A 14899-nucleotide genomic window follows, 5' to 3' on the forward strand; every position below is an offset into this window, starting at 1 on the left:
AGGGCTTCGGCATCGCGCTGATCGAGGCGATGAGCGCGATGCCGAAGCCCTCGTACTCGGAGGCCGAGACGAACAGGCTGGCCTCGCCGATCAGGGCCCGGACTCCGGCGGCGTCGAGCCCCGCGTGGACGCTGACCGCCCCGCCGAGGCCGGCCGCATCGATCTGCGACGCGAGATCCGCGACGGAGAGGTCCGAGGGCACGCCGACGATCCGGAGCTGCCAGCCGGCCTCCTCCGCGCGGAGCGCGCCCATCAGCGCGATCAGCCGGTCGAGGCGCTTGTTGTGCGAGAAGCGGCCCAGCGTCAGCAGCGTGCGGCGCGGGACAGGGCTCGCCGCGCCCGCGAACTTCGCCAGATCAACGCCGTTCTCGATCACCGGCACGCCCTGGGGCACGATCGCCGCGAACTGGCGCGCGTCGCTGTCGCTACAGCCGACGACGGCGCCGTAGGCGCGGGCCGAGACGCGGGTCGGCCCGAAGAACCACAGCCGCTTCAGCCGGGCATGGGCGTGCGTGTGGAAGAAGCCCCCATGGGTGGTGGCGACGAGCGGCCGGCGGTGCAGCGGCTTGGTGAGGGCGAGCGCGTCGAAGAAGAAGTCGATCGCGTGAACGTGGACGATGTCGGCGCCCTTCAGCCGGCCGAGGAAGCCCGGCGCCAGGGGATAGCGCGACGAGCCTCGGAAGGGGATGCGCTCGACCGCGATGCCGTCGATCGTCTCCCGGGCCGCGAGCCGCAGACCCGGTTCCGAGAACAGGCGATCGAGGGTCAGCACGCGGACATCGTGGCCGAGGCGCACCTGCTCGCGCGCGAGGTTGGCGACGAAATCCTCCAGCCCGCCGCGGTTCGGCAGGAACTGGCGGACGACGTGCAGGATGGCGAGGCGGTCGGTCACGGGCGCCCCCCGCAGCGCGGCGCCGCACGGGCGGCGGCCTGGATCACCGCGGTGACCGGGCCTGTGCCCGGCTCCAGCCTGAAATGGTAGGCCGGCGGCCACCAGTCGCCCGCGCCCCAGGCGGCCCAGCCGACCCATTGCTCGGGATGGGCGTTCACATGCGCCAGGATGGCGGCGAGGTGCTCGGGGCAGCCGGCCTGCGCGGAAGCCCCGATCTCGCCGAGATAGGCGCGGGCCCGGTTCTGCGCGAGCCAGCCGGTCAGACGCTCGACGGCGCGCAGGGCGTCGGCACCGCGCGGGCAGGCGGCCGCGGTGCCCGAGAAGTCCGCGTCGAGATACTGATGCACGTCGTAGGCGACGTTCTCGCCCGGATCGACGAGACCCAGCATCGTTCGGGCGTTGTTGCCGAGCGGTGTGTCGGACTCCCAGCTGTGCACGCCCGTCCAGAGGGTGCCCGGCACCAGCACGAGCTGGCGCGCGCCGGCCTCGCGGATCGCTGCGACCGCGGCGTTCGCCGCGGGCAGCCAGTCCGCGACCGGAATGTCGTTGGGCTCGTTCATCAGCCCGAAGGCGACGAACGGCTCGCTGCGGAAATGCATGGCGAGCCGGCGCCAGACATCCGCCAAGGCGGCGTCGGTCGCCGGCCCCGTGCCGATGCGGTCGGTCCCGTAATAAGCGAAGTTGTGGAGGTCGATCACCGTGCGCATGCCGGCGAGCTTGGCCGCGACCACCGCCGCGTCGAGCCGCAGCAGCTCCGCCGCGTCGAGGGGCTCGCCGAGCCGGGGCTGTAGGCGCTCCCAGCGCACCGGCAGCCGCACGCCCGTGAGACCGAGGGCGCCGAAGCGGGCGATCGTCTGCGCCGACGGATAGGCGTAGTCGGTGCCGTAGCGGCCTGGCACGGTGCCGAATTCCGGTCCGCTCAGGTTGACCCCGCGCAGGCAAGCGGGCGCCGCGGCACGGGCCGGCACACCCGCCAGAGCGAGTGCGAGGGCGAGGCAGAGCGCTGCAGAACGCGGCACCGCCTCAGCCCGCCGCATGACGGGGCACAAGGCCTCCGGCCGCTCCGGTCGACGGCCGCAGGATAGCAGTCGCCATGTTGTCGACGCCCCAGCGCTGTCGCACCCAGAAGACCACCACCAGGTTGTAGCTCAGGGTCACGACGAGGCTCGCGACCGCGACCCCGAGCATGCCCAGGATGTCGGCGAGGCCGCAGAGCAGGAGGCCGTAGGCGCCGAACAGCACTGCGTTGCTGACGAGCAGGAAGCGCTCCCCCCCGCCGATCATCAGCAGCGACACGCCCGGGCCGAAGAAGGCCCCCACGACCGAGGAGAGGCAGAGCACCGAGAGCACGTCGATATGCGCGACGAAATCCGGCTTGAACAGGGCCAGCGCGTAGGGGCCGACCACCAGCATGGCGAGCGCGCCCGCGACGGAGATCAGGAAGCTGGCGAACGAGAGGCGCGCGACGAGCCGCTGCACCCCCGGCCAGTCCGCGGCCTGGATCCGTGCGGCGATCATCGGCAGGCCGACCGTGTCGATGGCCGCGACCGGCAGCAGCAGCAGCGTCGCGTAGCGCAGGGCGACGAAGTAGAAGGCCGCCTCCTCCATGCCGAGTACCGCCCCGATGATCACGGTCTCCAGGTAGAGCGAGAGCGCGTGCAGGCCGTTATTGGCGGTGAAGAACAGGCTCTGGGAACGCCAGGCCGTCCGTTCAGCGCCCTGCTCGGCCGGCGCGGCACCCGGCCGACCCGGCCGTATGTCGGCGCCGTGCAGGCGGACGAGGTGGACGAGCTGGAAGGCGGTTGCGGCGATGAAGAGGGCGAGGACCAGTTCCATCGCCTCGGTCGCGCCGTAGAGGACGCCGGCGAGGGAGCCGAGATAGAGCATCACCGCGCAGCCGCCCCGCCAGATGATCTCCCGCGGCAGCAGCGCCAGGGCGAAGCGGCGATGGATGCGGAAGAAGTTCTGCAGGTACTCGCTGACCGCGAATACGGCCGCGAACGCGAAGGCGAGATGGAGGCGGTCGTAGGGGTCGGGCAGGCTCCGTTCCGCCAGGATGAGCACCGATCCCGTCCCCAGGAGAAGCGCCAGCGCGAGGCCGAGCCAGACGAGGTTGTGGCGCACGAGCACGCCGTTGGCCGCCGCCGACGCGCCGTCCATGCGGTAGTGCTTCAGCAGGAGATTGTGCTGTCCAAGCACGGCGACGAGGCCGACGCCGCTGCCGATCGAGAACAGGAAGACGTAGACGCCGTACTCGTAGGTGCTGAGCAGCCGGCTCGCCGCGAGCAGCGTGAGGAAGCCGAGGACCGCGCTACCGAAGCGCGTGACGAAGGCGGTAGCGAACGGGCCTGACAGCGCCGAGCGCCGGATCATTGCGACGAGGTTGTGCATCGGGACGCCGCGCCTCTCTGGCGGGTGTGGGGTGGTGGCGCGACAGCCGCCAATTGAGGATCGGCTATCACGCAGCGGGCTAGCGGGGGATTAACAGGCCTCCCGGACAAGCGGGGCATCCATTCACGGTTCCGACACACCTGCAAATTGAGCTATTACGCCGTTAACCACAGTGAATATTAATCATCTTCCCCACATCCACGCGTACATCCCGCGGGCCGGCACATCGTTATATTTGCCGAGATCAGCTGCCCCAGATTCTGGGCAGGCCGCCGCCGGAGTACCCCATGTCCGAGTCCCCGACCGATCCGGGCGCACGCGCCTGGTCCTGCGACCGCTTCGAGATCGACGCGGTCGCGGTCTGCGACATGCCGCGCATCGCCGTGTTCGAACATCTGCGCAGTGCCATGGACGATGGACGACAGGTCGCGCTCGGCTTCTGCAACGCCAACATGCTGCTGAAGGCGCTCTGCTCGGCGAGCTACGCGGCGGCCCTGAAGAAGCTCGTGCTCCTCAACGACGGTGTGGGGCTCGACCTGTGCTCGCTCCTGTTCCGCGGCCGCTCCTTTCGCGAGAACCTGAACGGCACCGACCTCGTCCCGGCCCTGCTCGGAGGCGAGACGCGGGAACGGACCCTGTTCCTCCTCGGTGCCCGCCCGGGCGTTGCCGAGGCGGCGGCACGCAACATCGCCCTGCGCTACCCGCAGCACCGGGTGGTCGGCACCCGCCACGGCTACTTCGCGGCCGGCGAGGTCGAGACGGTGATCGCCGAGATCAACGCGGTCGCCCCCGACATCCTGCTGGTCGCTCTGGGCAACCCGGACCAGGAAACCTTCATCGCCGAGAACGCGCACCGCATCGACGCGCGGATCCTGATGGGCGTGGGAGCGCTCATCGACTACACGGCCGGCATCGCGGTGCGGGCGCCCGCCCCCGTCCGGCTCCTGCGGCTCGAATGGCTCTACCGGCTGATGCGGGAGCCGCGCCGCCTCGGGCGCCGCTACACGGTCGAGCTGGGGCTGTTCCTCGGCCTGATCGTCCGGCTCCGGATCGCGGCGCTGGTGCGGGGCCGGACGATCGTCGCGGCCGGCGAGGCCACCTCTCCCGCCCCGTGACGGCACGGGGATCCGGCGAGACTCCGTTCACCCTGCCGGAATTTGCTTGGCATCGATCGGGCCCGGAACGGCCGGCTTTAAGCGAATCGCATGCGCGCGCGGCGGATCCTTCAGAGAGAACGGGACACGGCGCCCGACCCAGGCAGGACAGGAAGGACGGAGATGCGCGGATGCTGGTCGATCGCACGGATCCGGCGGCTGTGACGACGCTCTCGGCGCAGCCGGTCCTCCTGGGCGACCTGTTCGGCTGGTTTACCCCCGGCTCGAGCGGACGCGGGGTGCTCCTGTGCGGCACTTTCGGAATCGAGCAACTCAACGCCTATCGTGCCTGGGGACGCCTCGCCGCGCGGATCGCGGGCGCCGGCTGCCCGACCTTGCGCTTCGACTACGCGGGCGAAGGCGATTCCGGCGAGCATGCCGGGCCCGACCGTGTGACGGAGGCGCTCGCCGCCATCGACCGGGGCATCCGCTTCCTGCGCGCGGAGGCGGGAGCGGAGGAGATCGTGCTCGTGGGCCTGCGCCTCGGCGCGACCCTGGCCGCCCGTGCGGCCGAGGCGGGCGGCGTCGACCGTCTGGTCCTGCTCGCCCCCTTCGTGAGCGGCCAGGCCTACCTGCGGGAGATGACGCTGCAGGCGCGCCTGATCGACCGCTTGCCCGACGGGACGCCGCTGCCGCAGGAGCCCGGCGCGCTCTCGCTCGGCGGGTTCCAGCTCGATCCCGCCACCATCGCCGCGCTGGGGGCGCTCGACCTCGCCACGACCGCGCGTGCGCCGGCGCCCGAGATCCTGCTGCTGGGGCCGAAGACGGCGGCGCTCGCCGATCGGTACCGCACCCTGGGCGCCGCCGTGACCACCGGCGCCTTCCCCGAGCTGGCCCCGCTCGTCTCGGACCCGCTCTTCGCGCCCTATCCGGAGCGCACCTTCGAGGCGGTGTGCGCCTTCGCCGCCGCGGGCGCGGCGCCCAGCCCTGCCCCGTGCCGGCGGCCGGCCCCGGCCGGGACGCTCGCCGGGACAGGCTGGCGCGAGAGCGTGCAGGCATTCGGCTCCGGCCTGGTCGGCGTGCTGTGCCGGCCGGAGACCCGGCAGCCGGGCACCCCGACCGTGATCGTGGTCAATTCCGGGCTGAACGCGCGCTCGGGCTACGGCCGGCAGACGACCGCGCTCGCCCGGAGACTCGCTGCGACCGGCATCGCCTCCCTGCGCTTCGATCCCCGGGGGATCGGCGACAGCGCCGACCGCGACGACGACCGCTCGCCCTTCTACGCCCCCGATGCCGTGACGGACGTGCGCGCGGCGCTCGACCATCTCGCGGAGGTGCAGGATGGGCCCGTGGTGATCCTGGGAACCTGCAGCGGCGCCTATCTGGCCTTCAACGCACTCTGCGCGGACGAGCGCCTGCGCGCGGCGGTGCTGGTGAACCTGTACTGCTTCGACCTGAAGCCCGGCACCGACATCGAGACGATGGTGCGCGACACGTTCCGTCACGGCCAGGGCTACCTCGCACGCGCGCGCCAGCGAGGCTCCTGGCAGCGGATCCTGAGCGGCGAGATCCGCCTCGCTCAGGTAGCGGGCGCGATCCGGCGCGACGGGTCGGCCCTCCTCGGCCGCTGTATCGCGCGCCTGTCCCGGCTGGTCTTGGTCGGCGAGAGCACCGGCCGCCGGGTGGCGCGGCTGCGCCGGCGCGGCGCGCGGATCGCCATGGTGTACAGCGCCGACGATCCGGGTCTGGCGACGCTGCGGGCCCATCTCGGCGCGTCCACGCGGGTCGGGCGACGGCTCGGCTACCCTGTGGCGCTCCTCGACGGGGCGGACCACAACCTGAGCCGCCCTGCCGATCACGACCGCCTCCTCACGATCGTTCAGGAGGTCGCGCACGATGCCGCGCGAGCGGACCGGGCCGGGGCCGCCCCGGCCCGCCTCCGAGCGGTGCCCGCGCGCGAACCGAACGGGCTGCTGCTGCGCCCGTCCGAGACCCTGCCCTAGCCCGGCGCCTCGCCCGGACATCGGGCCCCCTCCCCTCCCCGAAGCACGGCCGATCGACCATGCACTCCGATCCCGAACCCCTCGCACCGCCGCAGCTTTCCCTGCTGGTCTGCACCCGCGGCCGCTCGGCGCAGCTCGCCCGCCTGTTCGCCTCGCTCGAGAGCCAGAGCGTGGGTGATTTCGAGGTGGTGCTCGTGGACCAGAACGAGCCCGGCGTGCTCGACGACATCGTGGCGCGCCACCGCGGGCGCCTGCGGATCGACCATGTGCGCTCGCTGCCCGGCCTGTCGCGCGCGCGCAATGTCGGGCTCGCCCGATGCCGGGCGCCCCTCGTCGCCTTTCCGGACGACGATTGCTGGTACCGCCCCACTCTGGTGGAGGAGGTGGTCCGGCTGTTCGCGCAGCATCCCGAGGCGGACGCGCTCATGGGGCGCACGATCGACGCGCAAGGCCGCGAATCGCTCGGCGCCTTCCTGAAATCCGATCAGGCGATCGGCCGGCGCAACGTCTGGTCGGCCGGCAACTCGAACACCCTGTTCGTCCGGCGCACGGCGGCCGAGGCGGTCGGCGGGTTCGACGAGACGCTCGGCGTCGGCGCCGCGACACCGTTCCGCTCCGGCGAGGAGACCGACTTCCTGCTCCGCATCCTGCGGCAGGATCGCGCCGTCATCTTCCGGCACGCCCTCACGGTGCATCACGATCAGGTCGGGAACCAGGGCCGCCACAAGCGCGCGTCCGACTACGCGCGCGGTTTCGGGCGAGTGCTGCGCCTGCACCGCTACGGCCTGCCCTATCTCGGGCTCCGCCTGGCGCGCTTCACGGCGAGCGGCGCGCGCGCCCTGCTGCGCGGCGATGCGCGCACGGCGCTCGACAAGGCCCTCTGGGCCGTCGGGACCGCCGCGGGGTTCTTCGCGGCCCTTCCCGGCTCGGCGGGCCGCGTGCCGGGCGGCGCGCCGTCCTGGCGGTTCCGGGCCGGCGTGACGCGGGGCGGCTGAGCGAGGCGCGGGCGTCGAGATCTCGTCGCGGGGGTCTCGTCGCCGCAACTTCGTGCTGGCCGAGGCGCGCGAGTCAGCGGTCCAGGACAACTTCCCGAGGTTGCAAAACCCCGAGCGGACAACATCCCGAGCTTCTGTATCCCGGTCGCGGCGCGCTTGGGAAAGATACAAGGCGACATCAAGCAAGACGCCGCAAAGCAAAGGATCCGATGACGGACCGCGTTGCTCGGGCACCCGGCAAAATCTGCAGCCCCATATCGGGACACGGATCGCAAGCGCGGCAAACCCGACCTTTACCGTACCGGACGCATGGTCCCCCGGTCAGTCGCGTAACCGGTGTTTGCCATGGCTTCCCCGCGTACCGTGGTCGCTGGCGCACCCGCCCGGAAACAGGTCTCGCGTACCGGGCGGACGCCGGCGCCACGGATGGGTCTCGTACCCGCCCAGCGCCTACCCCTCGACGAGGTTCTCATCGGCGACTGCATCGCCCGGATGAACGCCCTGCCGGCGTCCTCCGTCGACTGCGTCTTCGCGGACCCGCCCTACAATCTCCAGCTCGGCACGGCCGGCCTTCTCAGGCCCGACCAGAGCCGTGTCGACGCGGTCGACGACGACTGGGACAAGTTCGATACGTTCGCCGCCTACGACACCTTCACGCGGGACTGGCTCGCCGCCTGCCGCCGGGTGATGAAGCCGAACGCGACCCTCTGGGTGATCGGGTCGTACCACAACATCTTCCGGGTCGGGAGCGCGTTGCAGGATCTCGGTTACTGGATCCTGAACGACATCGTCTGGCGCAAGGCCAACCCGATGCCGAACTTCCGGGGAAAACGCTTCACCAACGCCCACGAGACGCTGATCTGGGCTTCTCGCTCGGCCGAATCGAAGGGCTACACCTTCCATTACGAGGCGCTGAAGGGGGGCAACGAGGACCTCCAGATGCGCTCGGACTGGTTCATCCCGCTCTGCACGGGCGAGGAGCGCCTGAAGGACCAGGACGGTCAGAAGCTGCACCCGACGCAGAAGCCGGAGGCCCTGCTCGCCCGCACGCTTCTCTCCTCGACCAATCCGGGCGACGTGGTGCTCGACCCGTTCTTCGGCACCGGCACCACGGGTGCGGTGGCCAAGCGCCTCGGGCGCCGCTTCATCGGCATCGAGCGGGAGGAGAGCTACGCCGAGGCCGCGCGCGCGCGCATCGCCGCCGTGACGCCGCTCTCGCAGGCGGCGCTGATGGTGGCGCCGGCCAAGCGCGCCGAGCCGCGGGTGCCCTTCCTCAGCGTGATCGAGGCGGGGCACATCCGGCCCGGCGAGACGCTGACCGACGAGCGCCGCCGCTTCAAGGCGACGGTACGGCCGGACGGCCAGCTCGGCGTCGGCCCGGTCGCGGGCTCGATCCACAAGATCGGCGCGCTGGTACAGGGCCTGCCGGCCTGCAACGGCTGGACCTTCTGGCACGCCGAGCGGAACGGGCGCCCGGTGGTGATCGACACCTTCCGCGAGAAGATGCGGGCGGCGATGGCCGGCTGAGCGGGCAGGCTGGGCCCGCCTCACGCCTTCCCGTCCGCCTCCTTGCCCTCCTCGACCTCGGGCGCGACCTGCCCGAAGTTGAGGACCGCCACCAGGGCGACGCCGCCGAAGACGTTGCCGAGGAGCGTCGGCACGAAGAAGCGGAACGCGTAGTCGTGCAGCGAGGCGGCGCCCGTCATCACGAGGTAGAAGGCCTCGACCGAGCCCGCCACGATGTGCTCCAAGCCGCAGAGCGCGACGAGCCACGTCATCAGGACGATGACGAGCGTCGCCGCCGTGCCGGTCGCGGGCAGGATCCAGACCATCAGCGCGATGATCCAGCCGGCGAAGATCGCCTTGACGCAGGTCGGCCAGAAGTCGAACGCGATGGTGAGGTGGCTGATCTCCGCGAAGGCGGCGTGCAACTCGGGCGGGAAGGCGCCCGCGTAGGCGATCACCGCCGCCACGGCCGCGGTCGCCAGGATGTTGCCGGCGAGCACGATCGCCCAGAGGCGAGCCAAGCGCCACGCGGTCTTTGGCGTGCGGTCGTGCAGCAGCGGCAGGACCGGCGTGATGGTGTTCTCGGTGAACAGCTGCTGCCGGCCCAGGATCACCACCAGGAAGCCGACCGCGTAGCCCATGCTGCTCAGGGCCTTGGCCCATTCGGCGGCGGGCAGGTGCGCCTTCAGCGCGCCCGGGACGATCATCGACAGGGCGATGCTCAGCCCCGCCGAGAAGGCCGAGAGGAACAGTGCGCCGCCGTGCCGGCGCAGCTCCTGATCGCCGTTGCGGCGGATGACCTCGTGCAGGATGTAGGCGTCGGGCCGGCCGATCGAGCGGACGGTCGCGTCGAGCGCCTCGCGCTCGTCCGCGCCCGCGTCCCCGTCCCGCTCGCTCATGGGTCCTCCCCGCTCAACCGACGCTCGTGTCAGGAAAGGTGCGCGTCAGGCGGAAAGTTCGGCCACCAGCGCCTCGATCTCCGCCCGCGCCGCAGCGAGCGCCGCCGCGTCCTTGGTTCGGACCACGATGCGGTTCTGGAAGCCGCCCTGCGTCATCGACGGGTAGGAGCCGATCGACACGCCCGGATGCCGGCCCGCGATCTCGCCGAGGCGGCCCGCATAGGTGCCCTCCGGCAGCCCGCGCGCCTCGATCGTCTCGGACAGGACCGGCGCGCCGCGGGCCAGCCCCGGCCCGATCTGATCGAGCATCGCCTGCATGATGGACGGCACGCCCGCCATGACGAAGACGTTGCCGATCCGGAAGCCCGGCGCCTTCGAGATGGGGTTTGGGATCAGGTCGGCGCCCGCCGGGATCCGGGCCATGCGCAGCCGCGCCGCGTTCAGGTCCTCGGGCTTGTGCCGCTCCAAGAGCATCGCCCGCGCCCGCGGGTCGACGTCGATGCCGACGCCGAAGGCATCGGCCACGCAATCGGCCGTGATGTCGTCGTGGGTCGGCCCGATGCCGCCGGTGGTGAACAGATAGGTGTAGCGGGCGCGAAGCGCGTTCACGGCCTCGACGATCGCGGACCCGACATCGGGCACGATGCGCACCTCGCGAAGATCGATGCCGATGGCGGTGAGGTAGTCGGCGATGGTGCCGATGTTCTTGTCCTTGGTGCGCCCCGACAGGATCTCGTCGCCGATGACGAGGATTGCGGCGGTGACGGCGTCCGACTCTGTGCTCATGCGGCCCTCGGGATGATCCGCCGCAGATAGCGCGCGGGGCCGGGACGGCCACGGCCTTCCCGCGGGGCTGCGGGCGCCGTAAGCGGGACGGATGCAGTTCCCCTCCTCCCTCGTCGAGGGCCGGCTGGTGCGGCGCTACAAGCGTTTCCTGGCCGACATCGCGCTTTCCGACGGAACCGAGATCACCGCGCACTGTGCCAATCCGGGCGCGATGCTGGGGCTGGCCGTGCCGGGCGCCCGCGCCTTGCTCTCCGTCTCCGACAACCCGGCGCGCAAGCTCCGCCATTCCTGGGAGTTGGTGGAGGCGGATCTGCCGGGCGGCCCGCAATGGGTCGGCATCAACACCGCGCGGCCCAACCACCTCGTCGCCGAGGCCTTTCGCGATCGCCTGCTCGCGCCGCTCGCGGGCTACGACGCGCTGCGGCCGGAGGTGCGCTACGGCCGCGCGAGCCGGGTCGATTTCGTGGCCACGGGTCCCGGCCAGCCCCTCGCCCATGTCGAGGTGAAGAACTGCCACCTGATGCGCACGGCCGGCCTCGCCGAGTTTCCCGACTGCGTCGCCGCCCGCAGCGCCCGGCACATGCGCGAACTGGCGGACGTCGTGGCGGCGGGCGGGCGCGCCCTGGTGATCGTGGTGGTGCAGATGGCGGCGGACGCCTTCGACGTCGCCCGCGACCTCGATCCGGCCTTCGACCGGGCGTTTCGCGAGGCCCGCGCCGCGGGCGTCGAGACCCATGCCTATCGCTGTGCGGTCGGCCCCGAGGGCGTGCGCGTCGCCGAGCCGATCCCGGTGGTGACGCCGCCCTGACACGGCTCCCCCTCCCCCTCTGCGGGGGAGGGAGCGTTACGCCCGCTCGAACACGAGGTTGAGCCGCGTGCGGGTCAGCTCGCGGTAGCCGTGACCCTCCAGGAGCTTCGGCAGATCGAGCTGCCACTGGTCGGTGCCGTTCTCGACCAGCAGCAGCCGGGGCAGCAGGGCCGCCGGGGCCTCGCGCAGGAACGGCTCCAGGATCAGGTCCTCGGCGCCCTCGACGTCGAGCTTCACCGCGTCGATGCGCTCCAGCCCCTCGGCGCGCACGAGGTCGAGCAGCGTGACGGCGGGCACCCGGATCTGCGCGCCCTCGTTGGTGCCCACGATCTTCAGGCTCGATTCGCCGCGGTTGCGCGGGTCGATGAACAGGGTCAGCTCGCCCGCCTTGTCGGCCACCGCGCAGGCCACCGCCTTCACCGTGTGGAACGGGTTCTGGGCGATGTTGTAGCTCAGCCGGTCGAACACGTCGGGTTGCGGCTCCACCGCGACGATGCGGGCGGCAGGCCCCGCGAAGGCCGCCACGAAGAGCGCGTAGGCGCCGATATTGGCGCCGATGTCGAGGAAGACGCAGCCGGGGGTCAGACGCTCGCGCAGGACCGCCCGCTCCGCGGGGTCGAAGAACTGCGGGGTGAAGAGCACCTTCTTCTCGCAGTTGTTGTTGTAGGGGTGCAGCCGCATGCGCGCGCCGTAGCGCTCGACGTCGAGGGGACGTCCGCGCAGCAGCGAGATGGCGAAGCGGCGCAGGAACAGCGCGAGGCGGCGCCCGCCCCAGCTCCCGGCCGGGATGCTGGCGGTGCGCCGGGCGATGGCCGCCACGAGGCCGGTCGGGGCGTAGGTGCCGTAGGGAGAGGCGTCTTTCATCGCGCGGCGTGATGACAGCCGAACCGCCCGGCCGCAAGCATCCCCGCGTTGCAGCCTCGGCCCGTGCCGTTCTAAGCCGGCCCGACGAGAGGTTGAGAGGACGCGGGCCAGGATGCAGAGCTTCGATTCGGACGGCGTACGGATCGCCTATATCGACGTGCCGCCGGAGAGCGGGACCGGCGCCCCCGTGCTGCTGATCCACGGCTTCGCCTCGAACCACGCGGTGAACTGGGTCAACACGCTCTGGGTGCGCACGCTCACCCAGGCCGGCTACCGGGCGATCGCGCTCGACAACCGCGGCCACGGCGAGAGCGAGAAGCTCTACGATCCGGCCCTCTACGGCTCCGACCAGATGGCCGGCGACGCGGTGCGCCTCCTCGACCATCTCGGCATCGAGCGGGCCGACGTGATGGGCTACTCGATGGGGGCGCGCATCACCGCCTTCCTGGCGCTCGACCACCGGGCGCGGGTGCGCTCGGCGCTCCTCGGGGGCCTGGGTCTCCACCTCGTCGAGGGCCGCGGCCTGCCCGACGGCATCGCGGAGGCGCTGGAGGCACCCGCGGGCACACCGGCCCCGAACCCGACGGCCGCCGCCTTCCGCACCTTCGCCGAGCAGACCCGCAGCGACCTGCGGGCGCTCGCCGCCTGCATGCGGGGCTCGCGCCAAACGCTCTCGCGGGCGGAGGTCGCGCAGATCGAGGTGCCGGTGCTGGTCTCGACCGGCACGCTCGACACGGTCTCGGGGTCGGGTCCGGCGCTGGCCGCCCTGCTGCCGGACGCCCGCGCGCTGGAGATCCAGGGCCGCGACCACAGCACCGCGGTGGGCGCCAAGGAGCACCGCGAGGGCGTGCTGGCGTTCCTGGCGGCGCGGGCTTAGCCGCCACGCTCCCTCCCCCCTCTGCGGGGGAGGGTTGAGGACGCGCTCAGCTCTTCAGCCGGTAGCCCGTGCGGAAGATGTAGGTCACCGCTCCGAGGCAGAGGACGAGGAACAGCATCGTCATGCCGAGGCTCGCCGCGATGCCGATGTCGGCCCGGCCGAAGAAGCTCCAGCGGAAGCCGCTGATCAGGTAGACGACCGGGTTGGCCAGACTCACCGTCTGCCAGAAGGGCGGCAGCATCTCGATGGCGTAGAAGCTGCCGCCGAGGAAGGTCAGCGGCGTGATGATGAGGAGCGGGACCATCTGCAGCCGCTCGAACCCGTCCGCCCAGAGGCCGATCACGAAGCCGAAGAGGCTGAAGGTGACCGCCGTCAGCAGCAGGAAGGCCAGCATCCAGAACGGGTGCTCGACCCGCAGCGGCACGAAGAGCGCGGCCGTCGCCAGGATGATCAGCGCGATGATGATCGCCTTCGAGGCCGCCGCGCCCACATAGCCCAGCACCACTTCCACCGGCGAGATCGGCGCCGAGAGGATCTCGTAGATCGTGCCGGCGAAGCGCGGGAAGTAGATGCCGAAGGAGGCGTTGGTGATGCTCTGCGTCAAGAGCGAGAGCATCATCAGGCCCGGCACGATGAACAGGCCGTAGGGCACGCCGTCGACCGTGTTCATGCGCGCGCCGATCGCCGCGCCGAAGACCACGAAGTAGAGCGAGGTCGAGATGACCGGTGCCAGGATGCTCTGCGTCGCGGTGCGCAGGAAGCGGTGCATCTCGAAGACGTAGATCGCCCGCACGGCGGGCCAGTTCATTCGGCTCATGATTCAGGCGCGCTCCCGCATCAGCCCGACGAAGATGTCCTCCAGCGAGCTCTGCCGTGTCTGGAGATCGGTGAAGCTGAGCCCGGCCTGCGTCAGGTCGTTGAGGAGCCGGGTGATGCCGGTGCGCTCGGCCTGGCTGTCGTAGGTGTAGACGAGTTCGCGCCCCTCGGACCCGAGTTCGAGGCCGCGATCGATGAGCGCCGGCGGCAGGGCGGAGAGCGGCTCGGCGAGTTGGAGAGTGAGCTGTTTGCGGCCGAGCTTGCGCATCAGCTCGGCCTTCTCCTCGACCAGGATGATGCGGCCCTTCCGGATCACGCCGATCCGGTCGGCCATCTCCTCGGCCTCCTCGATGTAGTGCGTCGTCAGGATCACCGTGACGCCCTGGTCGCGCAGGCGGCGGACCAGCCGCCACATGTCCTGGCGCAGCTCCACGTCGACGCCGGCGGTGGGCTCGTCGAGGAAGAGCAGGCGCGGCTCGTGGGAGAGCGCCTTGGCGATCAGCACCCGCCGCTTCATCCCGCCCGAGAGCTGCATCATCCGGCTGTCGCGCTTCTCCCAGAGCGAGAGATCGCGCAGCACGCGCTCGATATGGGCCGGGTCGCGCCTCAGCCCGAACAGGCCTCGGGTGAAGCTCACCGTCTTGATCACGGTCTCGAAGGCGTCGGTGGTCAGCTCCTGCGGCACGAGCCCGATCGTGGCGCGCGCCTGCCGGTAGTCGCGGGCGATGTCGTGCCCGTCCACCGTGATCGTGCCCCCGCTCGGCGTGACGATGCCGCAGATGATGTTGATCAGCGTCGACTTGCCCGCGCCGTTCGGCCCGAGCAGGGCGAAGATCTCGCCGCGGGCGATCTCCAGGTTCACGTCCGCGAGGGCGGAGAGGCCGGAGGCGTAGGTCTTCTGGAGGTTCTGGATCTGGAGAATCGGCGGCATCGCGCTCACGGCTTCTGGTCGGCGCCGAGGTAGCGCA

14 protein-coding genes are annotated in these 14899 nt (G+C 71.3%); 6 read left to right on the plus strand and 8 right to left on the minus strand.

Translation table 11 applies throughout. From position 1 onward, the window contains the following. The 3 genes from MFF54_RS17550 to MFF54_RS17560 form a co-directional block, all read right to left on the minus strand. Positions 1 to 892: glycosyltransferase family 4 protein (locus tag MFF54_RS17550; RefSeq protein WP_238304104.1), on the minus strand; the 892-nt coding region annotated here is incomplete at its 3' end. Next, entirely contained in the window at positions 889 to 1911 is a 1023-nt protein-coding gene (locus tag MFF54_RS17555) for a glycoside hydrolase family 5 protein (protein ID WP_238304105.1), read from the minus strand. The genes MFF54_RS17555 and MFF54_RS17550, both read right to left, overlap by 4 nt. Positions 1912 to 1915: 4 nt before the next feature. Then, complete coding sequence (locus MFF54_RS17560; protein ID WP_238304106.1) at positions 1916 to 3283, minus strand: lipopolysaccharide biosynthesis protein; 1368 nt, start codon at positions 3281 to 3283, stop codon at positions 1916 to 1918. Between the two features lie 287 nt (positions 3284 to 3570). Here MFF54_RS17560 and MFF54_RS17565 point away from each other — a divergent pair, with 287 nt between their 5' ends. The 4 genes from MFF54_RS17565 to MFF54_RS17580 all read left to right on the plus strand — a co-directional run bounded on the left by MFF54_RS17565 (position 3571) and on the right by MFF54_RS17580 (position 8902). Further along, positions 3571 to 4398 carry a WecB/TagA/CpsF family glycosyltransferase gene (locus MFF54_RS17565; protein WP_238304107.1) on the plus strand — a complete coding sequence of 276 codons (828 nt, stop codon included), beginning with the start codon at positions 3571 to 3573 and terminating at the stop codon, positions 4396 to 4398. 170 nt (positions 4399 to 4568) lie between these two features. Beyond that, positions 4569 to 6380: an alpha/beta fold hydrolase gene (locus MFF54_RS17570; protein WP_238304108.1), complete on the plus strand. Its 1812-nt coding sequence runs from the start codon at positions 4569 to 4571 to the stop codon at positions 6378 to 6380. Between the two features lie 59 nt (positions 6381 to 6439). Next, a complete protein-coding gene (locus MFF54_RS17575) occupies positions 6440 to 7375 on the plus strand; it encodes a glycosyltransferase family 2 protein (protein ID WP_238304109.1) in 936 nt (311 codons plus the stop codon). 345 nt (positions 7376 to 7720) lie between these two features. Further along, complete coding sequence (locus MFF54_RS17580) at positions 7721 to 8902, plus strand: site-specific DNA-methyltransferase (RefSeq protein ID WP_283206292.1); 1182 nt, start codon at positions 7721 to 7723, stop codon at positions 8900 to 8902. Positions 8903 to 8922: 20 nt separating this feature from the next. Here MFF54_RS17580 and MFF54_RS17585 read toward each other — a convergent pair whose 3' ends face one another. Further along, on the minus strand, positions 8923 to 9780 hold the full coding sequence (locus MFF54_RS17585; protein ID WP_238304111.1) for a formate/nitrite transporter family protein: 858 nt from the start codon (positions 9778 to 9780) through the stop codon (positions 8923 to 8925). A gap of 45 nt (positions 9781 to 9825) precedes the next feature. Then, on the minus strand, positions 9826 to 10566 hold the full coding sequence (locus tag MFF54_RS17590; RefSeq protein WP_238304112.1) for a competence/damage-inducible protein A: 741 nt from the start codon (positions 10564 to 10566) through the stop codon (positions 9826 to 9828). Between the two features lie 91 nt (positions 10567 to 10657). Between MFF54_RS17590 and sfsA the strand changes: the two genes are divergently transcribed. Next, complete coding sequence (sfsA, locus tag MFF54_RS17595; protein WP_238304113.1) at positions 10658 to 11374, plus strand: DNA/RNA nuclease SfsA; 717 nt, start codon at positions 10658 to 10660, stop codon at positions 11372 to 11374. A gap of 36 nt (positions 11375 to 11410) precedes the next feature. On the opposite strand, the gene MFF54_RS17600 is transcribed toward sfsA, so the two are convergent. Next, positions 11411 to 12238 carry an FkbM family methyltransferase gene (locus MFF54_RS17600; RefSeq protein WP_238304114.1) on the minus strand — a complete coding sequence of 276 codons (828 nt, stop codon included), beginning with the start codon at positions 12236 to 12238 and terminating at the stop codon, positions 11411 to 11413. A gap of 112 nt (positions 12239 to 12350) precedes the next feature. Here MFF54_RS17600 and MFF54_RS17605 point away from each other — a divergent pair, with 112 nt between their 5' ends. Next, positions 12351 to 13115, plus strand: coding sequence for an alpha/beta fold hydrolase (locus MFF54_RS17605; RefSeq protein ID WP_238304115.1), 765 nt, complete (start codon positions 12351 to 12353; stop codon positions 13113 to 13115). Positions 13116 to 13161: 46 nt separating this feature from the next. Here MFF54_RS17605 and MFF54_RS17610 read toward each other — a convergent pair whose 3' ends face one another. Together MFF54_RS17610 and MFF54_RS17615 are read right to left on the minus strand one after the other, a co-directional pair. Continuing rightward, a complete protein-coding gene (locus tag MFF54_RS17610; protein ID WP_109951029.1) occupies positions 13162 to 13923 on the minus strand; it encodes an ABC transporter permease in 762 nt (253 codons plus the stop codon). 12 nt (positions 13924 to 13935) lie between these two features. Then, positions 13936 to 14862: an ABC transporter ATP-binding protein gene (locus MFF54_RS17615; RefSeq protein ID WP_238304116.1), complete on the minus strand. Its 927-nt coding sequence runs from the start codon at positions 14860 to 14862 to the stop codon at positions 13936 to 13938. Positions 14863 to 14899 lie beyond the last annotated feature (37 nt).

This window comes from Methylobacterium gregans (genome assembly GCF_022179245.1).
Lineage (GTDB): Bacteria > Pseudomonadota > Alphaproteobacteria > Rhizobiales > Beijerinckiaceae > Methylobacterium > Methylobacterium gregans.